Consider the following 24,098-nt stretch of genomic DNA (forward strand, 5'->3'; position numbering starts at 1 on the left):
GCGCAAGGCCGCTCCCGAACCGCCCGCGAACCGCTCAGGGCCAGCTCAGAGGCCCTTCAGGCCGCCCGCCGCCCGTTCACCGGTCCGCCCGCGCCTTCTCGTCCGCCTCACCGCCCGCGCCCACCAGCCCGACCCGCATCCCGTCCAGCCGGTCCCCGAACCGCCGCATCTCCCGCCGGCCCACCGACCCGATGAGCGAGGGCAGATACCCGCGGAGCGACTGCATCCCGCGCAGCCACCACTGCCCGTAGACATGCGCGGAACGGCGCTCGATGCCCGCGACGATCCGGTCGACGGCGGGGCCCAGCGGATAGGTCTTGTTCGACGGCCAGGGCAGCCGGGAGCGCAGCTCGCGCATGATGTCGTCCTGGTCCGCGCCGCGCACCATGTCGGTGTCGGTCCAGCTCAGATAGCCGACGCCGACCCGTACACCCTTGTAGCCGACCTCGGCCCGCAGGCTGTGCGCGAACGCCTCGACGCCCGACTTGGAGGCGCAGTAGGCGGTCATCATCGGGGCCGGGGTGATCGCGGCCAGCGAGGCGATCTGGAGGAAGTACCCGCGGGAGGCCGTCAAGGCGGGCAGGAAGGCGCGGCCGGTGACCGCGCCGCCGATGAGGTTGACCTCGATGACCCGCCTCCAGGAGACCGGGTCGGAGTCGGCGAACGGGCCGCCGGTCGCCACCCCGGCGTTGGCGACGACCACATCGACCTTCCCGAAGCGGTCCTTGACCTCGCCCGCCACCCGGGCCATCGCCTCGTGGTCGGTGACATCGGCATGCCAGTGGTGCGCCGGGCCGTGCAGCGAGGCCGCGACGCCGCGCAGTTCGTCCGGCTCCAGGCCGACCAGCGCCAGCGTCGCCCCGCGCGCCGACAGCTTCCGGGCCAGCAGCGCCCCGACCCCACGGGCCGCACCGGTCACGACGACGACCTGGCCCTCCAGATTCCTGCTCGCGCTCATGCCATCTTCTCCTTCTTCTGCCGCGGGGCGCGGGGGGCTTCGGTGATCCCGTCGGCCGCCGGGACCTCGGTGCCGGTTTCCGTCGCCCGCAGATGATCCTCGACGAGCTCGCGCAGCCGGCCGGCGACGGCGACGGCGTCCTCGATCGGCGTCATATGTCCCAGACCCGGCAGCTCGGTCAGACCGCGGCAGTCGGGGAGGACGGAGGCCAGCCTGCGGGCGTGCACCACCGGGGTGAGCCGGTCGGCGGTGCCGGCGATGACCGCGGTCGGCAGCTCCAACCTGGCGGCGCCGCCGGTCAGTTCGAGGCCGGCCAGCACCTTGCCCCAGCGGGCCCGTACCCCGGGCGGGCAGGCGTGCACGATGCGCGCACAGGCCTCGATCTGCTCGGCGGTGGCGCCGGGGCCCATGGTGGCGTACCGCAGGGCGCTCTTGGCGAGCGGCGACACGGGGCCGAGCGGCATCCGTGAGTGCAGCATCAGCCGGTGCGCACGGCGGCGGCCCTGCGGGCTGCGCAGCGGGAACACCCTTGATTCGGCGGGCAGTTCGGCGCTGCCGGTGCTGCACAGCAACGCGGCGGCGGCCCGCTCGCGCAGCTGCGGCCGGTCGGCGGCGGCCATGAGCGTCATACCTCCCATGGAGTGGCCGCCGACCACGGCGCGTTCACCCGGCCGCAGGGTGGCCTCCAGTACGGCCACCAGGTCGTCGGCGAGCGCATGGGTGCTGTGGCCGGCCGGACCGGCGGCGGGGCTGCGGCCGTGGCCGCGCTGGTCGTAGAGGACGACCTTGTGGCCGGCGGCCAGCTCGCGGACGACCGGGGCCCAGAAGGCGGTCGAGCAGGTCCAGCCGTGCGCCAGGACGACGGCCGGGGCGTCCTCGGGCCCGTGGACCTCGGCGTACAGCCGGGCGCCGTCGGCCGAGGTGACGGTCAGCGTCGTACGCGGCACCGGCGGGGCGTACGGGCCGGTGGTGACGTGTCCGGGACGGCGACTCATGCGGCCACCTCCGTGTGCGTGCCGGCGGACCGGTCCGCGGGCCGGCCGGCCGGTGGCCGCAGCACCTCGTACTCCGCGAGGTCGACCTGCCGGGTGACCTTCTTGAACTCCCCGGTCGTGCCGGGCCAGACGGTGGTGTTGCGGCCGTTGGCGTCCAGATACCAGCTGTCGCAGCCACCGATGTTCCACACCGTGCGGGTCATCCGCTGCTGGATCCCGCGGTTCCAGTCCTGTACGGCGGACGGCCGGGCGTCGAGCGCGATCTTCCCGCCGAGGACGTCCAGCTGGCGCATGAAGTCGGCCAGATAGTTCAGCTGCGCCTCGATCATCAGGATCATCGAGCTGTTCCCGAGGCCGGTGTTGGGCCCGATGAGGGTGAGGAAGTTGGGGAAGCCGGCCGCGCTGGTGCCGCGCAGCGCCTCCATGCCGTCCTTCCACTCCTCGGCGAGCGTCGTGCCGTGGGCGCCGGTGACCCGCTGGGCGATCGGCATGTCCGTCACATGGAACCCGGTGCCGAAGACGATCGCGTCCGCCTCCACCTCACTCCCGTCGGACCCCACGAGCGTGCTGCCGCGGACCTCTTTCAGCCCGGCGGCGACCAGATCCACATTGGGCTGCGCCAGGGCCGGGTAATAGGTGTTGGAGAGCAGGATCCGCTTGCAGCCGATGCGGTAGTCGGGAGTGAGCGCGGCCCGCAGCACCGGGTCCTTGACGGCCTTCTTCATATGGTTTTTGGCCAGGAATTCGAGCAGACCCAGCTCATTGGGGCGCTTGGTGAAGGCGCTGACCTGGAGCTCGCGGATGCCCCACAGCAGCCCCCGGCGCGCGGCCCGGGTCGCCGGGAGCTTGGTGTGCAGCCACTTCTCGGCCGCGCTGATCTTGCGGTCGGCGCGGGGCAGCACCCAGGGCGGGGTGCGCTGGAAGAGCGTGAGGCGCTCCACGTCCGGCTGGATGGCCGGCACGATCTGAATCGCCGAGGCACCCGTACCGATCATGGCGACGCGCTTGCCGCGCAGGTCGTAGTCGTGGTCCCAGCGGGCGGAGTGCGAGACCTTGCCGGGGAAGGTGTCCAGCCCCGGTATGCCGGGGATCTTGGGATCCGACAGCGGCCCGGTCGCGGACACCACGACATCCGCGGTCAGCGGCCCGCCGGCCGTCTCCACCTCCCAGTGCAGCGCCTCCGCGTCCCAGCGCAGGCTCTGCACCTCCGAGTCGAGACGCAGGTGCGGACGCAGTCCGAAGGTGTCGGCGACCCGTTCCAGGTAGGCACGGATGTGCGGCTGCCCGGAGAAGTTCCGCGGCCACTCCGGGTTGGGCGCGAAGGAGAAGGAGTACAGGTGCGAGGGCACATCGCACGCGCACCCCGGATAGCTGTTGTCGCGCCAGGTGCCGCCCACCGCACCGGCCCGCTCCAGGACCACGAAGTCGGTGATCCCCTGGCGCCGCAGCCGGACGGCCGCGCCGAGACCACCGAACCCCGATCCGATCACCGCAACCCGCACATGCCTGCGCTCGCGCTCGGCCATTTAGCCGCCTCCCGAGTTCGACGTACTCCACTGCCATCTTCGGGGCCGCGACGTCCGCCACCACGACCGCCCCCATCGCGCCAGCAATCACTGGCACAGTTGGAGAGTAGGGCAGCCACGTACCGAGCGGTAGGGGGCGGACAGCAGGAGTTACCGCCGGTCACATCCCGGCCCCCGCGTCGTACCCCCGGCATAGGCTGGGCCCGTGGCAGCGAACGAAAGCCCCCAGGACGCGCGCAGAGAACCCGCGGCACCGCCCCCGGCACGCGAATTCCGCATGGCCGACCTGGCCAGGGAAGCCGGCATCACGGTCCGTACGCTGCGCTTCTACCGCGAGCGCAAGCTCATCCCGCCGCCGCGCCGCGAGGGCCGGATCGCCTGGTACAACGAGCACCATCTCGCCCGGCTGCGCACCATCGGCGCCCTCCTGGAGCGCGGCCACACCCTCGGCGGCATCGGGGAACTCCTCTCGGCCTTCGACACCGGCCGCGACGTGGGCGAACTCCTCGGCCTGGAGAACCCCCTCCTCCCGCCCTGGTCCGAGGAAACGCCCGTCCGCCTGACCCCCGAGGAACTCGCCGACCACTTCAGCGAGGACATCACCGCCGAGAACCTCACCGCGTCCTTGGACATCGGCTATCTCGCCGTCGACGGCGACGAGTTCGTCCACATCAGCCGCCGCCTGCTGGACGCCTCGACCGAACTCGTCAGCAGAGGCGTCCCGTTGGCCGACGTCCTCGAAGCCGGCCGCCAGGTACGCGTCCACGCCGACGCCCTCGCCGGCATCTTCACCACCCTCATCCGCACCCACGTCCTCTCCGAGGTCCTCGCACGCGCCTCGGCGGGCGAGCCCCCCGGCCCCCACGAGGTCGATCACATCGCCGAGACCATCGAAAAGCTCCGCCCGCTCTCCAAGGGCGTGGTCGAGGCCGAACTCTCCATGGCCGTGGACCGCCGCGTGCGGGCGGAGCTGGCGGAGTGGCTGCGGGAGCAGGGGCAGGCGGAGGAGTGAGCGGGGGCCGCCGGGCGGCGGTGGCTCAGCCGGGCCGCAGCCGGGACCGTGCGGTGTGGGCGAGCAACCGCTGCCGGGCGAGCTCCCGGTCGCCCGGCGTCTCCTCGGACGCGACGAGCTTGGCGGCGTAGATGCGCACCAGCTCGGTCCGCGCGAAGTGCCCCCCGGCCTGCTCTTCGAAAAGGTGCGCCTCACACAGCTCGGCGAGATAACGGCGGGTGCGCTCCAGATCGCGTCCGGCCAGGGCCGCGGCGGCGTGGACCTCCACATCCGGGCGGGGGACGAGCCCGAGGAGGCGGAACAGCCGCGCGGCACCGCTCGACAGCGCGCGATAGCTGAGATAGAGGCCGGCTTCCATGGACAGGTCCGGATCGGCCGCGGACAGCTCACACAGCCGGTGGCTCTCATCGGCCAGCTTCTTCGTCCAGTCCGCCAGCGACCAGCCGGCGTGTGCCATCAGCCGTGCGGCGGCGATCCGCAGCGCCAGCGGCAGCCGGTCGCACCGCTCGACGAGCTCCCTGGCAGCGGCTCCCTCCGCCGCGATGCGCTGCCGCCCCAGCGCGGTTCCCAGCAGCTCCAGAGCTTCGTCCGCGGGCAACGGCCCCACCGTGACCAGCGCCGCCCCGTCGCGGATCATCAGTCCGCTCAGTCGCCTTCGGCTGGTCACCACGGCCAGTGCGCCCGGTGTCGCGGGCAGGAGGGGGCGCACCTGTTCGGCGGTGCCGGCGTTGTCCAGCACCACGAGCATCCGCCGTCCCGCGAGCAGTGAGCGGTACAGCGCCGAGCGCTCCGTCACGGGGTCGGGGATCTTCTCGTCCGGCACCCCCAGCGCCTGGAGGAACATCCCCAGAACGGTTCCCGGGCGCATCGGGGGGCGCTCGAAACCCCGCAGGTCGACGAAGAGCTGCCCGTCGGGGAACTCGGTCTTGAGGCGGTGGGCCCAGTGCACCGCCAGCGTGGTCTTGCCGGCCCCTCCCCCGCCCGCGAGCACCACACAGTCCGGCCTCGGCACCCGGTCCAGGTTCTGGTCCAGCGCGGCGATCTCCCGCGCGCGGCCGCAGAAGTCCGGTATGCGGGGCGGGAGTTGAGCGACGGAAGGCAGTGGTGCCGGCGGGCGGTCGGGAACGTACGGAGCGGCGGGGCCGGGGCCGGCCGACCGGCGGTCGGGGAAGTGCGGCGCGACCGCGGGCTTCCCGCCGAGCACCGCGAGATACGTCTCGCTGAGCGCCGGGCCGGGATCGATGCCCAGCTGGCCCTTCAGATGCCGCCTGGTCCGGTGGAAGTGATCGAGGGCCTCGGCCTGCCTGCCGCTCGCCTGGAGCGCCCGCATCAGCAGCGCGGTCAGTTCCTCGTGCAGCGGATGCTCCGCGAGCCAGCCGGTCAGCTCCGTGATCAGCTCCCCGTAACGGCCGAGCAGCAACAGCCTTTCGCCGAGCTCCTGGAGCGCCGCCACCCTCGCCTGGGTCAGGCCCACTCCCAGCGTCCGCCGTACCCGGTCGCCGGGCACATCCGCCAGCACCTCGCCACGCCACAGACCGAGAGCCTGGCGCAGCTTGGCGACGGCGGTCCGCGGCTCGGCCTCGCGGGCGCCGGACACCAGGCTCTGGAACCGGTTGGCATCCACCGCCCACGGATCGGCGATCAGCACATATCCCCGGCCGCGGGTGACAATTTCGGCTTGGCCGGCCAGCAACTGCCGCAAACGATGGACATGATTGTGGACCACGCCTCTCGCTCTGGCCGGCGGATCCGCGTCCCACGCCAGATCGATCATTCTGCTCACCGGGATCACCTGATTGACCTCGCTGATCAAAATCGCGGCCACGGTGCGCAATCGGCCCGCTCCCAGGCTCAGCAGTCGCCCATTGTTCACTTCAATTTCAACCGGCCCTAGTAGCCGCAACTGAACCATTGTGACCTCGAGTTCATGCCGCCGAATGTGCCCACAGCAAACCGCCCTTTTCCCTGCAAAGACCGCGGGAGGGAAGGCCGGGTTCCGTTTCACTCACCCGCTCTCACTATGTGGACACAGTGCATGAGTTGACGAAGAGTCAGTGAAATGTGCGGACCGCCTGCGAAGTACGTGACCACAGCGTGAGCGGTTCATGAGCGGCGCCGCGAAACATCGTTCCTGTGCCGGTCGCAGCCGTAATTCCCCTGGCGGCTGCCCTGGCCGGCTCTCTGCTCCCCGAGACCCGTTTCGGGGAGCAGAGAGGACTGCCATCCGTACACATGGAGGAGAACCATGTCCACCAAGAACATTGTGAAGAAGAGCGTTGCCGCGGCGGCACTGTGCGCGGCGCTGTGCGGCACTGCCGTGGCGTTCCCGGCGACGGCTTCGGCCGCGCCGGCGGCTGCCGCCGCGGCGGCCAAGGGCGGCCCGACGGGCAGCGTCGGCGCGAGCCTGAACGTCAACGTCGACGTTCTCGGCATCGCCAACAAGATCGAGGCGTCGATCAAGACCGCCCAGAACCGCGAAGGCTTCGTCAAGGGCCTCATGGAGTCGGCGTTCTACGCGGCCGGCGGGAACCACAACGTCATGGTCCACAACCTCCAGCAGCCGTATGAGGAGCACCTCAACGGCGTGAAGACGTTCGCCACCACCACCTACGACGGTGTCACCTACGGCATCTGGGTGTTCGAGGACGGCGAGTTCACGAACAAGGGCGACGGCGGCTTCATCAACTGGGCGGCCAAGGGTTACATCGAGCGTCCCGACAACGGCGGTCTCATGATCTTCACCCGCCACTGACGAAACAGCCCCACCCCGTGTGACGGTCCGCCGGATACCCGGCGGGCCGTTCGGCGTTCGGGCGCCATCCCCGGAGCGCGGCGGCGCCCGGCCTGGCGGTCGAAGGCGACGGTCACCACGCCGGGTGCGTCCCGGCATACGCACCTGCGAGCACTTCCCGGGCGCCAGGCGTCAGGCGTCCCGCCGGAAGAACCCTTGCACCTTCTTGACGCCGCGGTAGCCCACGTACCCGAAAAAGCCGAGGAAGACGACGAGGACAAGGACCACCTCCCACGGCTCCTTCAGGCTGTTGGAGCGACTGTGCGTCCCTATGCTGCGGCTCTTGTAGGCGAGTTCCACCTTGCTGACGCCGGCGCTGCCGAGATCGCCGTGACGGCCACGGGGAGCACTGTGACTGTCGCTCCCGCCCCGCCCGTACGCGACGTACGAGACCGAGTCGTTCGACGGCGCCGCATACGCGGCCGTGGCCGGTGCGGCCCCGAGCAGGGCGGCAAGCAGCAGAATTACGGTTGCCGAACGCATGAAGAAAAGACCCCCTGAACAGCGGCAAACCACAGCCGCGTCATGTACACGGCGATGCACGCCAGGGCATCCGGTGGGCGTGTGCCACCTACGCCCACCGTGCGGGACCCGCAGGAAATCCGTTCCTCACCAGTCCTTCACCAGCGGCGCCGTGCGGGTCGTCCGCAGCCTTACTCTTCGCCCGCAGTCCTACAGGTCGAACACCACGGTCACGGGCGCGTGATCGCTCCACCGCTGGTCATAACTGGCCGCCCGCTCCACGAACGCCTTCACCGCACGCTGCGCCAGACCGGGGGTGGTCATGGCGTAGTCGATGCGCCATCCCGCGTCGTTGTCGAAGGCGCGGCCCCGGTAGGACCACCACGAGTACGGGCCCTCGGTGTCCGGGTGCAGGCCGCGGACCACGTCCACGTAACCGCCACGGGTCTCGTCGAGGACATCGCTCAGCCAGCCACGCTCCTCCGGGAGGAAGCCGGACTTCTTCTGGTTGGCCTTCCAGTTCTTCAGGTCGGCCTCCTGGTGGGCGATGTTCCAGTCGCCGCACACCACCACCTCACGGCCGTCCGCGGCGGACCGCTTCCGCAGCTCGACGAGGTAGGGCAGGAACTCCGCCATGAAGCGTTCCTTCTCGTCCTGCCGCTCCGTACCGACCTCACCGGAGGGCAGATAGAGGCTGGCCACGGTCACACCGGGCAGGTCCGCCTCCACATACCGCCCACTGCCATCGAACTCCGCCGACCCGAAGCCCACCTGCACCCGCTCCGGCTCCCGCCGGGTGTAGAGCGAGACCCCGGCCCGCCCTTTGGCCGCCGCCGGGGCATGCACGGTGTGCCATCCGGCGGGCTCCCGCACCTCCTCCGGGAGCTGAGCCGTCTCGGCCCGTACCTCCTGGAGGCACAGCACATCGGCCGCGGTCCCCGCCAGCCACGGGACGAAGCCCTTCTTGGCCGCGGCGCGCAGTCCATTCACATTCACAGAGGTCACGGTGAGCATCCCGGCACGATACCCATCCCCGGGACCTCGTCGCGCCGGGCACCCGCTCACCCGTACGATTTCCGGAATGGAGATACGCCCCGTCCGCTACGACCACCCCGACGCGGTCACGCTCGATGCGCTGGTCCAGCAGGAGTACGTCCGGCGCTACGGCGACGGCGACATGACGCCGCTGGACCCGGAGATGTTCACCCCTCCGCACGGTACGTATCTGATCGCCTACGAGGGCGCCCGCCCGCTGGCCACCGGCGGATGGCGCCGCCAGGAGGCCACGGCGGAGGGGTACGCGGTCGGCGACGCCGAGATCAAGCGGATGTTCGTGGTCCCGGAGGCGCGCGGGCGGGGGCTGGCCCGGCAGATCCTGGCCGCCCTGGAAGCGGACGCACGCGCCGCGGGGCGCTCCCGCATGGTGCTGGAGACCGGCACCGAGCAGCCCGAAGCGCTGGAACTGTACGCCTCCAGCGGCTATGTGCTGGTCGAGAAATTCGGTCTGTACCGGACCTACGACGAAAGCCGGTGCATGGCGAAGTCGCTGGTGGCGGACGCCTGAGAGGACGGCGGCGCCCTCGGCCCGGCCGGCGGGCGGCCCCGCGGCCCCGTCGGCCGGGGCCCGTTTTGTTGACACGCCCGAGGGCCGCTCCGCATACTCATTCCACTAATCAACTAGCTAAAGGGGGGATCCAGGTGAGCGAGCCGAGCCCATGGGCCATCGAGGCCGAAGGACTGGGGAAGAAGTACCGTCGCGGCTGGGCACTGCGGGACTGCTCCTTCCGGCTCCCCGCCGGCCACATCTGCGCACTCGTCGGACCCAACGGCGCCGGCAAAAGCACATTCCTGGGCACCGCGACCCGGCTGGTGCAGCCGACCACCGGGACGCTGAAGCTGTTCGGCGTCCCGGTCTCCGACCCGGCCGCCCTGGAGCGGATCGCCTTCCTCGCGCAGGACAAGCCCCTCTACCCGCGCTTCACCGTGGCCGAGACCCTGCGGCTCGGCAAGGAGCTCAACCCGCGCTGGGACCAGGCGCTCGCCGAGCGGATCGTACGGTCCGGAAAGGTGCCGCTCACCGCCCGGATCGGCACCCTCTCCGGCGGCCAGCGCACCCGCGTCGCCTTCGCCCTCGCCTTCGGCAAGCGGCCCGAGCTGCTGATGCTCGACGAGCCGATGTCCGACCTCGACCCGCTCGCCCGGCACGAGCTGTCGGGGCTGCTGATGGCCGAGGCCGCCGAGCACGGCACGACGGTCCTGATGTCCTCCCACATGCTCGCCGAGATGGAGGTCATGTGTGACTACCTCCTCGTCCTCACCGAGGGGCGGCTGCGGATGGCCGGCCAGACCGAGGAGCTGGTGCCCGCGCACCTGCTGGTGACGGGTGTGGCCGAGGGCGACGACGGGGTGCCCGAGGAGCTGCGACGCCGGCACACCGTGGTCGAAGCCCGGGTCACCGGACGGCAGTTCAACGCCCTGGTCCGGCCCCACGGCCCGGTCTCCGACAGCTGGGAGGTGCTGGTGCCGAGCCTGGAGGAGGTCCTGCTGGCCTATCTGCGGTCGCCCGAAGCGCCCACTCTGATCGCGGACGAGGCCCGTGTCGGCGGACCGCGGGAGGCGGCCGCGTGACCAGGACGAGCACCGCCGGCGCCGAGGTGGCGAACGCGGCGGAGCCCGGCGATGCCCCCGGCAGCGGCCCCGCCGCCCGCCGTGAACTGCTGCACGGCCTGCCCTGGCTGGTCTGGCGCCGGCACCGCACCTTCCTGCGCCTCGCCCTGCTGGTCACCGTCGTGGGCTGCGCGGCCTTCGCCTACCAGCGCATCGGCCTGATGGACTTCCTGCACGCCCGGGGAACCACCCCCGACACCGAGGGCCGGCTGGGCAACGACTTCCAGAACGCCTACGGCCGGCTGTTCCTCAGCGGCTCCCAGCTGCTGGAGTTCCTGCCCGTCATCATCGGCGTCTTCCTGGGCGCTCCGCTCATCGCCGGCGAGCAGGAGCACGGCACCATCAAGCTGGTCAGCACCCAGTCGGTGAGCCGCGGCCGCTGGGTTGCCGCCACCCTCGCCCTGCCGCTGACCGTCGCGGTGCTGTGCACCGCCCTGCTGTCGGCCGCCTTCACCTGGCTGTGGACGCCGGCGCACACCCTGGCCATGGGCGGCGACTGGCTGACGGGCGGGGCCTTCGAGAGCACCGGCCCCGTCCCCGTCGCCTGGACCCTGTTCCTGACCGTCTGCGGTATCGCCCTCGGCATGCTGGTCAAGCGAGTGGTACGGGCCATGGCGGCCACGGCCGTCTTCGCCCTGGTCACGTCCCTGATCTGGTCCGAGCTGCTGATCGGCCGCCTGGGCACCCTGCGCAGCGTCAGCTACCGCTACGACGGCGACGGCCCCGACCTGCCGCCCGATGCCGTACGGATCGACGACTGGGTGTCCACCGCGGACGGCAAGCTCTACGGCTACGGCACCTGCGTCCACGGCGACGCCGAGTCCTGCCGGGCCAAGCTGGGCATCGTCAACCGGGTGACCCAGTACTTCGACTACGGGCAGATGGCGGGGATGCAGTGGCTGGGTGCGGGAATTCTGCTGGCGCTGGCCGCCGTCGTGCTCACGTTCGTGGTGTGGCGGGCGCACCGGCGGCCCCTCTGAACGGCGTGGCGCACGACGGACGGTGCGGGCGCCGGCCTGCGGGTTCCGCCCGTACGCGGCACACCCCGGGCGGCGCTTTGACACCCGGCACGGCCGGCCCGATCATCAAGCGGTCGGGCCGCGCGGCCCCGGCGGCGCCCAGGGCGCGACAGGCGGAAGAAGCAGAGAGGTGGTGAGCGTCGTCGAGTTCCGAATCGACCGGCGGAGCGGCGTCGCCACCTACCTCCAGATCGTCCAACAGGTCCAGCAGGCACTGCGGTTGGGCATCCTGGTGGAGGGCGACCGCCTGCCGACCGCCGCGCAGGTCGCCGCCACGACCAAGGTCAACCCCAATACGACCCTCAAGGCGTACCGCGAACTGGAGCGCGAGGGCCTGGTCGAACCCCGCCCCGGTCTCGGCACCTTCGTCAGCCGTACGCTCGCCCGCCCCGAGTCCGCGGCGGACGCCCTGCTGCGCGAGGAGCTCCGCTCCTGGATGGACCGGGCCCGCACGGAGGGGCTCGACCGGGAGGACGTCCAGGCGCTGGTGAACTCGGTGCTCCAGGACCGGTATCCGGACAGCTGAGCGTGGCAGGGGCGGGCTCCCGTCTGCTCGCCCCGCCACGGCCCTCCGCCCGTACCGGCCGCGCTTGACCCCCACGCCACGTCAGGCCCCAGCCTGACGAACGGCCCGCCCCGCCACCGGTGACACCACCGGCCGGAAGGGGGGACGGGCCGACCGGACACGACGGCCGGACAGGACGGGACGAAAGGCGCTGCGATGAGCTACTCGGTCGGGCAGGTCTCCGGCTTCGCGGGGATCACGGTGCGGACCTTGCACCACTACGACAAGGCCGGCCTGCTCTCCCCCGGCGACCGCAGCCCCGCCGGATACCGCCTCTACAGCGATGCCGACCTCTCCCGGCTCCAGCAGATCCTCTTCTACCGGGAGCTCGGCTTCCCCCTCGACGAGATCGCCACGATCCTGGAGGACCCCCAGGCCAACGCCCTCGATCACCTCCACGCCCGGCACCGCCTCCTCAACGACCGGATCAGCAAGCTCCAGCGGCTGGTCGAGGTCGCCGAGCAGGCCATGGAGGTCCAGCGGACCGGTGTGGCGCTGTCACCCGAGGAGCGGTTCGAGGTCTTCGGGGAGGTGACCTTCGACCTCACCTACGCCACCCAGGCCCATCTGAAGTGGCAGCACCGCGAGAGCTACCAGCGGTCGATGGCACGGGCCGCCGGGCACTCCAAGGAGGACTGGGCGAAGCTCATGGCCGAGGCCGCCGACTGGCGCCTGCGGCTGACCGCAGCCTTCGACGCCGGGGAACCGGCGGACGGCGAGCGCGCCATGGACCTCGCCGAGGAACACCGGCAGCACATCGCCCGCTGGTTCACCCCGTGCCCCACCGACGTACACGGCCGGATCGCCGACGGCTTCGTCACCGATCCCCGCGCCTTCGCCCTGGCCGTCCCGCCCACCGAGCAACGGCCCGGCCTCGCCCCGTACCTGCGCACCGCCGTACACGCCAACGCCGTACGCCGCTCTCCGGCCGACCACGCCTGAACCGAGCCTGCGCACGGCTGAACGAGCCTGCACGAGTCCTGAACACGGCACGGGCACCCCCACCCACCGCCGAACGCGTATTCCCTCCCCCCGCCTCCCCTCCCTTCCTCCCTCTGGCCGCCCTCCCCTGCCCGAAGCGAAGCGAAAGCGGACCGCCCCATGACGAAGATCCTGATCACCGCCGCCGGTTCGTACGGCGATGTCGCCCCGTACACCGGCCTGGGCGCCCGGCTCCGCGACGCCGGCCACGAGGTCGCGCTCGCCACGCACGACACCTACGCCTCCCTCGTCCAGGCCGCCGGCCTGGAGTTCCGCCGGCTGCCGGCCGACCCCCGCACCCGCCGCCCCGGCCAGGCACCGACCGCCGCCCCAGGCGACAAGCGCGCCCTCATGCGCCAGGCCGCCGCCTTCATCAAGGAACTGGGCGGCGGGATCGCCGAGGCGGCCCACGAGGACACCGGCCTCCTCCTGCTCTCCGCCACCACCGCACCACTCGGCCACCACCTCGCCGAGGCGCTGCACATCCCGTCCCTGGACCTGCCCCTCGTCCCCAGCGCCCCCACCGGCGACTTCGCCCCGGTCGTCAGCGGTGGCCGCTCACTGGGCCGTTGGGGCAACCGCGCCGCCGGCCGCCTCTCGCTCCGCATCATCGACCGCCTCTACGCGGACGCGACCCGCGACCTCCGGGCCCGCCTCGGTCTGCCGCCCGCCACCCCCCGTACGGTCCGCCGCCGCACCGAAGCCGCCGGCCGGCCGGTCCTGCACGGCTTCAGCGAGGTCCTGCTGCCCCGCCCCGCGGACTGGCGCACCGGCCTGGACGTCGTCGGAAACTGGTGGCCCTGGCACGCACCGGACGCCCAACTCCCCGACATCGTCGAGGACTTCCTCGCCGCGGGCCCGCCCCCGGTCTTCCTCGGCTTCGGCAGCATGGCGGGCGGCGACGGCGAGCGCCTGAGCACCCTCGCGGCAGCCGCCCTGCGCCGCGCCAAGGTCCGCGGCATCCTCCAGTCCGGCTGGGCGGGCCTGACCACCCGGCACACAGCACCCGAGCACGCCGACCTCCTCACCCTCGGCGACGTCCCGCACGCCCTCCTCTTCCCCCGGATGTCCGCCGTGGTGCACCACTGCGGCGCCGGCACCACCGCCGCGGGACTGTGCGCGGGCGCCCCCACCGTCCCGGTCCCGGTCACCGCCGACCAGCCCTTCTGGGCCGCCCGCCTGGCCTCCCTGGGCGCGGCCACCGCCCCGGTCCCGTTCGCCGACCTGTCCGCCGACAACGGCGTCGCCCGCCTGGCCGACGCCGTCACCCAGGCCGTCACCTCCCCCGCCCGCCGCGACCAGGCCACCGAGGCCGCCCGCCGCCTCGCCGCCGAGGACGGCGCCGGCGAAGTCGTCAAGGCGGTCGAGCGCCTGGTGGTCTGACCCCTCACCCGTCCGGACGCCCGGACCGGCAAGGCCCCTCCTCCGCGCCAACCTCCACCCGTTCGGCGGCCCGTGGCCCCGCCCCGGGATGCGACCACCCGTCACAAGGCGTGGGCTCACCACTATGACCACATTCCGCAAACGCCCCCCGCTTCGCAGAATGCTGCTCCACGCCATAGCCACGGCGGCCGTGGGCTCCGTCCTCACCCTGACGGCCTCCCAGGTGGCCCACGCCGCCCCCGCCTCCCCCGTCGGCACCTGGACCCACCCCACTACCACCCACCACCGCATCAGCGCCCCCTACGGCATCCGCGGCACCTGGCGCGCCGGCCACCACACCGGCATCGACCTGGCCGTCCGCCCCGGCACCCGGGTCAGATCCGTGGGATCGGGCACCGTCGTCCTCGCCAGGAGATCAGGCGCCTACGGGAAGGCCGTGACGATCCGGATGAAGGACGGCCGCTACACCCTCTTCGGCCACCTCTCCCGCATCACCGTCCGCCCCGGCCAGAAGGTCCGCGCCCGCACCCGCCTCGGCTACAGCGGCGCCACCGGCCGCGCCACCGGCCCCCACCTCCACTTCGAGGTGCGCAAGAGCCGCCGCTACGGCACGGACATCAACCCCCTCGCCTACCTGGCCAAACACGGCGTCCGCCTCACCTCACGCACCTTCACCCGCTGACCCTTCCCCCACCATCCCTCCTCAGACTTCCCCACCCTTCCCCAATCTTCCCTATTCCACCCCCCAATAGGGACGGTTAGAGTAGTCTCGTGAACGAACGCTTCTACTCCGTGGAACAAGTCGCCGAGCGCCTGGGGCTGCACGTCCGCACCATCCGCACCTATGTGCGGGACGGACGGCTCCCCGCGGTCCGCATCGGCAAGCAGTACCGGATCGCGCACGAGGACCTGGAAGCGTTCACCGGGCGCCCGGTCCCCGCACCCCCGGGCGAGACGGCCGGGCAACAGCGGCACTCCGAGGTGTCGAGCATCGTGGAGATCGACGCGATCAGCGCCGAGACGGCCGACCGCGTGACCACCCTCCTGATGGGCGCGGCAGCCAACCCTCGCCCGGAGGACGAGCCGCTGCGCATCGAGACGGCCTACGACGCGGAACGGGCCCGGATGAAGATCATTGTCCTGGGCGGCCTGGGCGTCACCGCCCGGCTGCTCGACTACATAGAGGGGGTGCTCTCTTCATGAGCACGATCTACAAGTCCGAGGCCGGCGCGCGCGAGATCCGGCGGCGCTACCAGGAGATGCTGCGCAGCTGGCCGGTCCCCGCCGAGCATGTGCGGATACCGACCCGCGAGGGCGAGACCTTCGCCGTCGTCTCCGGCCCCGAAGACGCACCACCGGTGCTGCTGCTGCACGGCTCGGGGGCGAACGCGACGATGTGGCAGGACGACATCGCCTCCTGGTCACGGCATTTCCGCACCTACGCCCTCGACGTCATCGGCGAGCCGGGCATGAGCGCGCCGTCCCGCCCGCCCTTGGCCTCCGACGCGCATGCCCGGTGGCTGGACGAGGTACTGGACGGCCTCGGGATCGCCGGCGCCTCGGTCGTCGGGACCTCCCTCGGCGGCTGGCTGGCGCTGGACTACGCCACCCGCCGGCCGGAGCGGATGACCCGCCTGGCCCTGCTGTGCCCCGGCGGCGTCGGGAGGCAGAAGGTGGGCTGGCTGTTCAAGGCCCTGCTCCTGCGCCCCTTCGGCCGCCGGGGGGCACTCCGCTCGACGCGAGCCGTGACCGGCCTGGACACCATGCAGGCCCGGCACGTCCTCGACCACGTGATGCTGACCTTCTCGCACTTCAAGCCGCGCACGGAACGGCTGCCCGTATTTCCCGACAGCGTATTGCGCCGCCTGACCATGCCCGTACTGGTGACAGCCGGCGCCCGCGACGCCATGTTCGACTCCGCCGGCACCGCCCGGCGCATGCGGCAGTGCGTCCCCCACGCGACCGTGAACCTCCTGCCCGAGACCGGCCACGCCATCCTCAACCAGACCGATGCCGTCCTGGCCTTCCTACGCGAATAGCCGGTCGCCACCGCCTCACCACAACGACGGAATGCCGCCCCTCCGCGTCCGTCCCGCAGCGCCACGCGTCAACCGGCATCCCCGGACAGCGAATTGGCCGGCCCCCCGGAAACCGACGGAGGCCGGCCATACCGCTGACGCACCGGATGACGCCACATCAGCACGCCCGCCACGGCGGCCCGCCCCCTCCACCACCCCGAACAGACCCGAACGCCCCCAGGAAACGACAAGGATCCCGCCCGACCATCTCGATCGGCGGGATCTCGTCAACCCCTCCCGAGCCGCCCGGAAACGGATTTTGTCTGTGGGGTGTTCACGCCAGAAGCCCCTGGCCAGGGGCTTCTGGCCGATTGGGAGATCACTTCCCGGTTGCTGAGTGCTCGTTTCCCATCAGACGTGCCCGAGAAGCCGATCACTCCGCTGATCTGGGGTTCTTGCGCTGGTTGGCATGGAAGCGCGCTTTCTTCTGACGATTCCCGCACGTGTTCATGTCGCACCATTTGCGGGTGCGGCTCTGGCTGGTGTCGAAGAAGGCAGCTTGGCAGGTCGGCGAGGCACACAAGGCCAATTTTCCGTCTCGTTCGCCTGCGATGATGTTGATCGCGTCGGCGGCGATCACGCTGAGGGCATCTTCCACGCAGGAAGCCGAGCTGAGCCGCCATCGCCGCTTGCCCTCGGGCGTCAGGATCGCCGCGGCCCGACCCTGAGCGCTGCGGTCATTGATGACTTGGACAGCAGACGCAGGGAGAGCGTCCTGGATCGCGGCCGCTGTCGCGGCGGCGTGAATCGACTCCCTCAGTTCCCGAGCGAGGTCGAGCTGGGCAGCGGTGCAGGAGTCCACGGCGAGGCCGTTCACTGCCAGCCAGTCGATGAGTCGGTGCGGCGTGGGAATGCGCTCCACAGCGTTGCCATGACGCTCCGTCAGAGTCGCCGTGAAGCTGGTCGCCAGCACGCTACCGAGGCGGAAGTCAGGAAATCCAGCACGCATGGAACCACCTTAGAGGGTTGCAGCGTGGCTCGGAGAACTGCTAGAACCGTCTTAGCCGGTTCCACGATGGCCAGGAGGTCTCATGCCCCGTCTCACCAGCGACGTGCAAGCATTTGAAGCCCACGCAACTGACGCTGACCTCGACGATCTGCGCGCGCGACTGGCCGCGGCGCGGCTACCGGAGGCCGAGACGGTCCATCGCGCCGCGCCCGGCCCTCGCCGATGGGAACAGGGCGTTCCTCTCGCCGACCTCGTCGATCTCGTGAACTACTGGCGCACCGGGTACAACTGGCGGTCATTCGAAGCGCGCCTCAACCGGATCGGCCAGTTCCGCACGACCATTGATGATCTGGGAATCCACTTCCTGCACCGCCGATCCGCGCGCGCAGATGCCACTCCTCTGATCTTGACGCACGGCTGGCCGGGCAGCATTGCTGAGTTCGTCGATGTAGTAGACGAGCTGGCAGATCCGAAAGATGCAGACGCGCCGGCATTCCACGTCGTGGTCCCGTCGCTACCAGGCTTCGGTTACAGCGACAAGCCGGCCACCACCGGGTGGGGAACGGAAAAGATCGCGGCCGCATGGGTGGAACTGATGGGAAGGCTCGGCTATAGCAAGTTCGCAGCCCACGGCGGCGACTGGGGAGGCAACATCACCACAGTTCTCGGCGGCAGGTTCCCGGCGCAGGTTCTCGGCATCCACACCACGTTCGCGGAGGGACCGCCCGGGTTGACAACGGACGGGCTGACAGCGGTCGAGCGCAAGTGGACCGAGGAAACCCGCGATTTCTGGCGCCACCACGCGGCGTACGCGAAGCAGCAGGCGACCCGACCGCAGACCATCGGCTACTCGCTCGTCGACTCACCGGTCGGGCTTCTTGCCTGGATCCTTGACAAGTTCGCCGAGTGGACAGATACCGAAGACAGCCCGTTCGAGACGATTTCCAGAGACAGGGTTCTTGACGACGTCACCCTGTATTGGCTGACGCGGACCGGCGCATCGTCGGCCCGCATTTACTACGAAAGCCACAACTCGCTGGACCCCGAACTTCGGGTCGACGTCCCGTCAGCAATCACTATGTATCCCCGCGACATCGAGAAGTGTCCGCGCCCCTGGGCACAGGAGCGCTACCGACAGATCGTCCGATGGAGGTCGCCCGAAATCGGGGGACATTTCCCGTCGCTGGAGGTTCCCGAGTATTTCGTCAAGGACCTGCAAGAAGGCCTCGCGGCAGTGCTGGCCGTTAATCGGTGAACGCGCCTGGGTGACGGCACTCGATCACCGCCTGATCCGGCTCAAGGCGTTGCCCGACGGCTTCCAGACCGAGTGCATCGAGACGGCAGAACGTGGTCAGACAGGGTACGGCGAAGATGGCGTGGAGCATGTCGAGGTCTTTCGGATGGTAGACCTCGACGCCTCCCCGCCGACACCCCGACTACACCCTCAACTGCGAAGAGCCGCTCTCTCCCGCTACGGCGTAGGAGACGAGATGAAGAAGGCCTGACCACAAAGCACAAGGCCCGGCCCCCACCCTGACTCCAACGTGCGGGCCGGCCAGGCTGCTTCACGCCAGCCGGTGCCCCTGGACCGGCCATAGCAGCACTGTTCTAGCTGCGTTGGCGGTCAGTGCCTCCCGTTCTCGTGAACATCAACCCTTGCTCCGGCAGGCTGCCTTCCGAAGCGCTGCACACCCGCTGCTGGAACTCGTCGACAAAGCCAGGACGTGGTCAGCCGCGCCATCGCAGGCGATAAATCCGGCGACGCCGACGGTCATCTCGGGATACTGGTCGCCATGGATGAGGTCAAGGTCGTCGTAGCCATTCCGAGCGCGCGACCCTGCGCGTCGGCAACGTGTTCCTGAAGGTGGACGCCGATCAGGCGCGCATCGACGTCGAGGTCGGTGCGATGGCCTTGGCGCCGGTCCCGGTCCGCAGGCGCCGCGGCATGCCCTCCGCGCACCGGACCACTCAGAACCACCACCACGGACCACCGAGAACCCGCTCCACACGCCATCCGAGTTCGGACCTCGCCTCGAACAACGCCCCACCATGCAGAAATCCCGCCCGATCAACGGATCGGACGGGATCTCATGAACTCTTCCCGAGCTAACTCAAGAACAGCTCGTCTGCGGTCTGGGCAGAGGACCAGGTCCACGTCTGGCGGGCGGAGGTTGGCGAGTTGGTCGGGGCATTGGCTACCAACAGGCCTTGATGGTTTTTCGCCGGAGCCGAGCGCCAAACCGTCGCAGCGTCCATGGGCGCCGCACGGGAGGGATGTTCATGGGCGCTACCGCGCGCGACGAGTTCATCGCTGCCGGGCTGAAGGCGATGGAACGCGCCTACGCCTGCTAGACCACACGGCAATGCGGTGGGGGAGGTCGGCAGAGAGCGATCGCGAAGGCGCGTTCACGTCCGCCCGAAAAGGGGCTGGTGGCCGACCTACTCCTTCGGCAGCACCCTCGGCCATCCAGACCAGCCGCCTGGCTATTCATATAGCCACCACCGATGGTAATCCCATGCATCTCCCCGGCCCCCGCTTCCATCGCGCAGTGACTCTCGTCGTGATCGATGCACAAGAGCGCTTAGCCCTCTTTCCACTCTCTGATCCCGTCCACAAGCCCTGGGCCTTGCCCCACGCCCCGGTCCGGCTGGTCGAGTCCTATGCCGAGGCCGCCCTGAGGCTGGGAACACGTTGCTTCAGCAGCACGGCCATCCGATGGGGTCCTCACTCTGGGTCGTACCAGCCGGTTTGGATAACGCGGGGGCGCTGCCGAGAGGTGATGAACTGAGCTCGCCCAGGCGGCATGACCACGGCCTTGGCGCTGCCTACCAGCAGCCCCTCATCGGGGTCCCCGGACAGGATGACGCCCGCTGCACCGAGTTCTTTGAGGCGCCGGGTGACCGGATCGAAAGATGTGCGGGCCGCGCCAGCCGTGGAGCGAGCGACGATCACTCGCAGGCCGATGTCACGGGCGTAAGGAAGATATTCGGTCAGCGCTTCGAGGGGGTTCCCGGACGGGAGCGCGACGAGGTCGTAGTCGTCGACGATGACGAAGACTTCAGGGCCGTGCCACCAGCTGTGGGCACGCATCTGCTCGGCAGTTACGTCGGCGGTAGGCATCCGGGCTTGTAGCAGCGGGACGAGTCGGTTGAGTCCCTCTTCAAGGGACGCCGAAGCGGAAGCGTAGTGCAGCACATGGCCCTGAGGGAGTTGTCCATGCAGAGCACGTCGGTAGTCCCCGACAATTGCCAGCGCTTCACGGGGCCCGTGTCTCTCCGCGAGACGCCGAGCCAGGAGACGAAGCAAGGCGGTCTTCCCGGACTCGCTTTCGCCGTAAATGACGAGGAGCGGGTCGGTATCGAAGTTGATGTAGGCGGGGGCATAGGTCGCTTCGTCCAACCCCACCGCGAAGCCCAAGTCAGGTGTTTCGCTTGCTTTGGGAAGAGCATCGGCGTGCAGACGGTCCGGGAGCATACGCACAGGTGGACACACCGGACCCGACCAGCTCGACGCGATGGCTGCGATCAGTCCGGCGGAGTCCAATGCGCTCCCCGAGTGATCAAGTGCCGAGTCGAAGCCGTCAGCATGGGGCAGCGCAGCCACGTAGTGCAGGCCGCCCCGGGCAAGGCCATGACCGGGACGGGCTGTGGGCACGTTGCGGGCGCGCTTCCGGTCATGTTCGGAATCCAGCGGATCCGCCATACGAAGTTCCAGCCGGGTGGCGAGTTGGTCTTTGAGCGCGGGTCGGATCTCGTTGTAACGGCCGGCGGCAAGAACGAGGTGGACACCGAAGGCGAGTCCGCGCACGGCCATTGCCTCGATGTCGGGAATCAGCTGCTCGTGCTGCCGTTTGAAGGTGCCCCAACCATCGATCACCAGGAAGACATCGCCCCACAGGTGGTCGGGGTAATGGCCCACGGCCCGCCGTCCGCGATAGGTGCGGATGGAGTCGATGTGGTGGGTCCGGAAGAACTCCTCCCGCTCGTCCAAGATCCCCCGTATCTCGGCGATGGTCCGCCGCGCCTTGGCCGCATCCAGCCGGGACGCGAAACCCCCGACGTGCGGGAGATCAGCGAGCGAGGACAGGCTGCCGCCCCCGAAATCCAGGCAGTAGAACTGCACTTCCCGCGGCGTGTGCGTCAGGGCGAAAGATGTGACGAGGGTGCGCAGCAGGGCCGACTTCCCCGAACGTGGGCCCCCGACGACCGCTGCATGCCCCTGCGAACCTGAAAAGTCGTAGTGCAGCGTTTCTCGACGCTGCTCGTACGGAACGTCGGCGATGCCCAGCGGTACGACCAATGACATCTCTCGCCATTCGGCAGGGTGCAGGCCGCGCTCGGTCGTACGAGTCAGAGCGGGAAGCAGATCGCCGAGGGCGGGCGAATCGTCCAGCGGGGGAAGCCAGACCGACTGTGCCGGTGGGCCCCATTCCCGAAGGCGCCCGACCAGGATGTCGAGCACCGACGAGCCGGTCCCGTCGTCATCCCGCGGGTCTGCCTCCTGGTCAAGGCCGAGCGAGTCAGAATCGGGCAGGTCGAACTCAGCCGTGAACAGCATCGGTGAAAGGGCGTGTTGCCGCCCGGCAGCCGAGGCCTGCTGGGGATGGTGCGGGCCGGAGACGTATGCGGCCTTGAATTGCGTGGGGGCTTCTGTGCCGTGGCTCAGGAGCCCGGCCCCCGGAACGTTGGGCAAGTGGTAGGCGTCAGGAGTGCCGAGCGCGATGCGGGACTCTTCCGCGGAGAAGGTCCGCATCACCATCCTGTAGGAGAGATACGTGTCCAATCCGCGTAGACGACCTTCTTCCACCCGCTGTGAGGCGAGCAGCAAATGGACGCCGAGTGACCGTCCGATGCGACCGATCTGCAGGAACGTGTCAATGAACTCGGGTCTGGCTGTGAGCAGTTCACTGAACTCGTCCAGGACGACCAGTACCGTGGGCAATGGCTGGAGTGGTGCGCCTGCCGCACGCGCCCTTTCGTAGGCCCCGATATTGGCGAAGTTGCCGGTGGAACGCAGCAATTCCTGACGACGGAGTAGTTCGCCCGCGAGGGCGTCCTGTAAGCGGTCGACGAGCGTCAGGTCCTCGGCGAGATTGCTGATGAACGCTGCTACGTGGGGCAGGTCCGCCAGGCCGGCGAATGTCGCTCCGCCCTTGAAGTCGACCAGGATGAAATTCAGCGTCTCGGAACCATGTGTAGTGGCTAGCCCCAGGACAAGGGTGCGCAACAGCTCGGACTTGCCGGAGCCGGTGGCGCCGACGCAGAGCCCGTGTGGCCCCATGCCTCCTTGGGACGCTTCTTTGAGGTCGAGGACGACGGGCTTTCCTTCTCCGTTCACGCCGATAGGTACGCGCAGTCGGTCCTGCGGGGATCGTGGCCCAGAAGGCGGATCGAACGTTGTGGGGTCGTCGATGCCCACCAGGTCGCTGAATCCGAGATCACCTAGCAAAGGGTCTTCGTCTTCGTCGTCGCTGGTCCGCAGGGGTGCGAGGGCGCGAGCGAGCGTCGTGGCTTCGACCTCGGTCAAAGCGTCCGGAATGCCGGTGTAGACGGAACCCGTGGTGGAGACGAGGCTGAGGGCTTGTGGCTCGACAGTCAGGCCCGGTCGGTGACCGACTCCGTGGGTTCTGGTGCCACTGATCCGAGGCTGCTGCTCGGTGCCGGCTGACGATTCAAGTTCGATGACGGTCACGCCGAGATATCCGGTGTGGTCGAAGGGCCAGAGCGATGTCGTGGTCGGTTCGGGATCCAGAAGGATCACCACATGGGGTCGGTCCAATAGAGGTCGGGCGTCCCGTTCCCAGGCGGGTCGGGCGGCAAGATGCCCGGCGAGCCCCTCCTCGAGGGCGCCGACCGTGGGATACATCAGCAGCCCGGGAGCTCCCCGTGCGCCGGAATTCCCATGTTCAGAGGGGCGAGCATGCGGCAGCCACTTGATCCAGTCCCACTCCCGGGCCGTACCTGGGGCCGCGACAACGGCTATCCACAGGTCGTCGGGCGAGTGCAGTGCCGCCAGCTGGCAGAGCATGGCCCGAGCGCTCCCGTGGACCGTCGTGGCATCACCTCGGATCGTCAACCGCGGGAACGCGCGCAGGGCCAGCGCCAAGGGCAGCCCATCGAGGTACGCGAACGCTTCCACGAAGCGCTGTAGCGCATGTGCCGACAGCGGCTCCCACTCCTCCGCGGGGCGGAGCTGCGGCACGTCGAGACGGGTCGCGAGAGTCTGGGGCCCCAGTCCGACGCGTACCTGGGCGAAGTCATCGTCCCCGGGCCGACGCTCCCACAGCCTCTTGCGTTCAGCGATCACTGCCCACAGCTGGCCCGGTTCAGGGAACGTTCGGCATTCGGCCAGGCGCTGGGACCGCGCGGCGTCACGTGCCTCCTGGCGGGTACGGGCCAGGTACTTCAGGTACTCCTGACGCTCTGCACGTACGCCTGCCGTCGAGCCGCGCCGGGCACGCACAACCTGGCCCACTCCCATGGCTACCGCCGAGATGAGCATGATGCTGCCCATGACCTTCATGAACGGTGGTGAGCCGGGCAGGAAGAAATACACCGCGCTGCTGCCCATGCCCATCATGGGCAGCATCATCAGCACCACCGACTCGCCCTGACGTTCAGGCAGCGTGGGTGGCGCCTTCAGCCGGAGCTCGCCCTTGGGGTATTCAGGGGGCGTTGCGCGCGGAGGGCGCTTGACGGTGACGGTTGCCAA

21 protein-coding genes and 1 pseudogene are annotated in these 24,098 nt (G+C 69.8%); 14 read left to right on the forward strand and 8 right to left on the reverse strand.

What is annotated here, in order from left to right; translation table 11 throughout:
- Window positions 1-76: 76 nt before the first annotated feature.
- Genes IF67_RS0113705 through IF67_RS0113715 form a run of 3 tightly spaced genes read right to left on the reverse strand, consistent with a single transcriptional unit; the run spans window position 77 to window position 3,479 of the window.
- Complete coding sequence (locus IF67_RS0113705; RefSeq protein ID WP_030985433.1) at window positions 77-958, reverse strand: SDR family oxidoreductase; 882 nt, start codon at window positions 956-958, stop codon at window positions 77-79.
- Window positions 955-1,953: an alpha/beta fold hydrolase gene (locus IF67_RS0113710; RefSeq protein WP_030985434.1), complete on the reverse strand. Its 999-nt coding sequence runs from the start codon at window positions 1,951-1,953 to the stop codon at window positions 955-957. Before IF67_RS0113710 ends, IF67_RS0113705 begins: the two co-directional genes overlap by 4 nt.
- On the reverse strand, window positions 1,950-3,479 hold the full coding sequence (locus tag IF67_RS0113715; protein ID WP_030985437.1) for a flavin-containing monooxygenase: 1,530 nt from the start codon (window positions 3,477-3,479) through the stop codon (window positions 1,950-1,952). The genes IF67_RS0113710 and IF67_RS0113715 overlap by 4 nt, the downstream gene beginning before the upstream one ends.
- Window positions 3,480-3,684: 205 nt before the next feature.
- Between IF67_RS0113715 and IF67_RS0113720 the strand changes: the two genes are divergently transcribed.
- On the forward strand, window positions 3,685-4,491 hold the full coding sequence (locus IF67_RS0113720) for a MerR family transcriptional regulator (RefSeq protein ID WP_420708650.1): 807 nt from the start codon (window positions 3,685-3,687) through the stop codon (window positions 4,489-4,491).
- A 25-nt stretch (window positions 4,492-4,516) separates the two neighbouring features.
- On the opposite strand, the gene IF67_RS0113725 is transcribed toward IF67_RS0113720, so the two are convergent.
- Window positions 4,517-6,364 carry an AfsR/SARP family transcriptional regulator gene (locus IF67_RS0113725; RefSeq protein ID WP_234341082.1) on the reverse strand — a complete coding sequence of 616 codons (1,848 nt, stop codon included), beginning with the start codon at window positions 6,362-6,364 and terminating at the stop codon, window positions 4,517-4,519.
- A gap of 372 nt (window positions 6,365-6,736) precedes the next feature.
- On the opposite strand from IF67_RS0113725, the gene IF67_RS0113730 reads away from it, so the two are divergent.
- Window positions 6,737-7,243 (forward strand): hypothetical protein, encoded by a 507-nt coding sequence (locus tag IF67_RS0113730; RefSeq protein ID WP_051818003.1) that lies wholly within the window; start codon window positions 6,737-6,739, stop codon window positions 7,241-7,243.
- 171 nt (window positions 7,244-7,414) lie between these two features.
- On the opposite strand, the gene IF67_RS0113735 is transcribed toward IF67_RS0113730, so the two are convergent.
- Complete coding sequence (locus IF67_RS0113735) at window positions 7,415-7,765, reverse strand: hypothetical protein (protein ID WP_030985442.1); 351 nt, start codon at window positions 7,763-7,765, stop codon at window positions 7,415-7,417.
- A 189-nt stretch (window positions 7,766-7,954) separates the two neighbouring features.
- Window positions 7,955-8,758, reverse strand: a complete 804-nt coding sequence (locus IF67_RS0113740; RefSeq protein ID WP_030985444.1) for an exodeoxyribonuclease III — start codon at window positions 8,756-8,758, stop codon at window positions 7,955-7,957.
- 67 nt (window positions 8,759-8,825) lie between these two features.
- Here IF67_RS0113740 and IF67_RS0113745 point away from each other — a divergent pair, with 67 nt between their 5' ends.
- The 9 genes from IF67_RS0113745 (at window position 8,826) to IF67_RS0113785 (ending at window position 16,398) form a co-directional block, all read left to right on the forward strand.
- Window positions 8,826-9,308 (forward strand): GNAT family N-acetyltransferase, encoded by a 483-nt coding sequence (locus IF67_RS0113745; protein WP_030985446.1) that lies wholly within the window; start codon window positions 8,826-8,828, stop codon window positions 9,306-9,308.
- Window positions 9,309-9,442: 134 nt separating this feature from the next.
- A complete protein-coding gene (locus IF67_RS0113750) occupies window positions 9,443-10,372 on the forward strand; it encodes an ABC transporter ATP-binding protein (RefSeq protein WP_030985448.1) in 930 nt (309 codons plus the stop codon).
- Window positions 10,369-11,391, forward strand: a complete 1,023-nt coding sequence (locus IF67_RS0113755) for an ABC transporter permease subunit (protein WP_030985451.1) — start codon at window positions 10,369-10,371, stop codon at window positions 11,389-11,391. The genes IF67_RS0113750 and IF67_RS0113755 overlap by 4 nt, the downstream gene beginning before the upstream one ends.
- Before the next feature lie 169 nt (window positions 11,392-11,560).
- Entirely contained in the window at window positions 11,561-11,956 is a 396-nt protein-coding gene (locus tag IF67_RS0113760; RefSeq protein ID WP_030985453.1) for a GntR family transcriptional regulator, read from the forward strand.
- A 195-nt stretch (window positions 11,957-12,151) separates the two neighbouring features.
- On the forward strand, window positions 12,152-12,937 hold the full coding sequence (locus IF67_RS0113765) for a MerR family transcriptional regulator (protein ID WP_030985454.1): 786 nt from the start codon (window positions 12,152-12,154) through the stop codon (window positions 12,935-12,937).
- Between the two features lie 159 nt (window positions 12,938-13,096).
- On the forward strand, window positions 13,097-14,359 hold the full coding sequence (locus IF67_RS0113770) for a glycosyltransferase (protein ID WP_030985456.1): 1,263 nt from the start codon (window positions 13,097-13,099) through the stop codon (window positions 14,357-14,359).
- A 160-nt stretch (window positions 14,360-14,519) separates the two neighbouring features.
- Window positions 14,520-15,041: a M23 family metallopeptidase gene (locus tag IF67_RS0113775; protein ID WP_234341083.1), complete on the forward strand. Its 522-nt coding sequence runs from the start codon at window positions 14,520-14,522 to the stop codon at window positions 15,039-15,041.
- 89 nt (window positions 15,042-15,130) lie between these two features.
- Window positions 15,131-15,562 (forward strand): helix-turn-helix domain-containing protein, encoded by a 432-nt coding sequence (locus IF67_RS0113780; protein ID WP_030985459.1) that lies wholly within the window; start codon window positions 15,131-15,133, stop codon window positions 15,560-15,562.
- Window positions 15,559-16,398, forward strand: a complete 840-nt coding sequence (locus tag IF67_RS0113785; RefSeq protein WP_030985461.1) for an alpha/beta fold hydrolase — start codon at window positions 15,559-15,561, stop codon at window positions 16,396-16,398. The genes IF67_RS0113780 and IF67_RS0113785 overlap by 4 nt, the downstream gene beginning before the upstream one ends.
- 412 nt (window positions 16,399-16,810) lie before the next feature.
- On the opposite strand, the gene IF67_RS0113790 is transcribed toward IF67_RS0113785, so the two are convergent.
- Window positions 16,811-17,386, reverse strand: a complete 576-nt coding sequence (locus IF67_RS0113790) for a CGNR zinc finger domain-containing protein (protein WP_030985462.1) — start codon at window positions 17,384-17,386, stop codon at window positions 16,811-16,813.
- Window positions 17,387-17,468: 82 nt separating this feature from the next.
- Here IF67_RS0113790 and IF67_RS0113795 point away from each other — a divergent pair, with 82 nt between their 5' ends.
- From IF67_RS0113795 to IF67_RS41380, 3 genes and pseudogenes are all read left to right on the forward strand, one after another.
- On the forward strand, window positions 17,469-18,641 hold the full coding sequence (locus IF67_RS0113795) for an epoxide hydrolase family protein (RefSeq protein WP_030985464.1): 1,173 nt from the start codon (window positions 17,469-17,471) through the stop codon (window positions 18,639-18,641).
- Window positions 18,642-18,651: 10 nt separating this feature from the next.
- Window positions 18,652-18,891 carry a hypothetical protein gene (locus tag IF67_RS44215; protein WP_199812727.1) on the forward strand — a complete coding sequence of 80 codons (240 nt, stop codon included), beginning with the start codon at window positions 18,652-18,654 and terminating at the stop codon, window positions 18,889-18,891.
- Between the two features lie 288 nt (window positions 18,892-19,179).
- Window positions 19,180-19,313: pseudogene (locus IF67_RS41380) on the forward strand (aminoglycoside phosphotransferase family protein); the annotation flags it as partial.
- Between the two features lie 798 nt (window positions 19,314-20,111).
- Here IF67_RS41380 and IF67_RS0113810 read toward each other — a convergent pair.
- Window positions 20,112-24,098: a type VII secretion protein EccC gene (locus IF67_RS0113810; RefSeq protein ID WP_030985466.1), complete on the reverse strand. Its 3,987-nt coding sequence runs from the start codon at window positions 24,096-24,098 to the stop codon at window positions 20,112-20,114.

The sequence above is a fragment of the Streptomyces sp. NRRL S-1813 genome, from assembly GCF_000719605.1.
GTDB lineage: Bacteria > Actinomycetota > Actinomycetes > Streptomycetales > Streptomycetaceae > Streptomyces > Streptomyces decoyicus.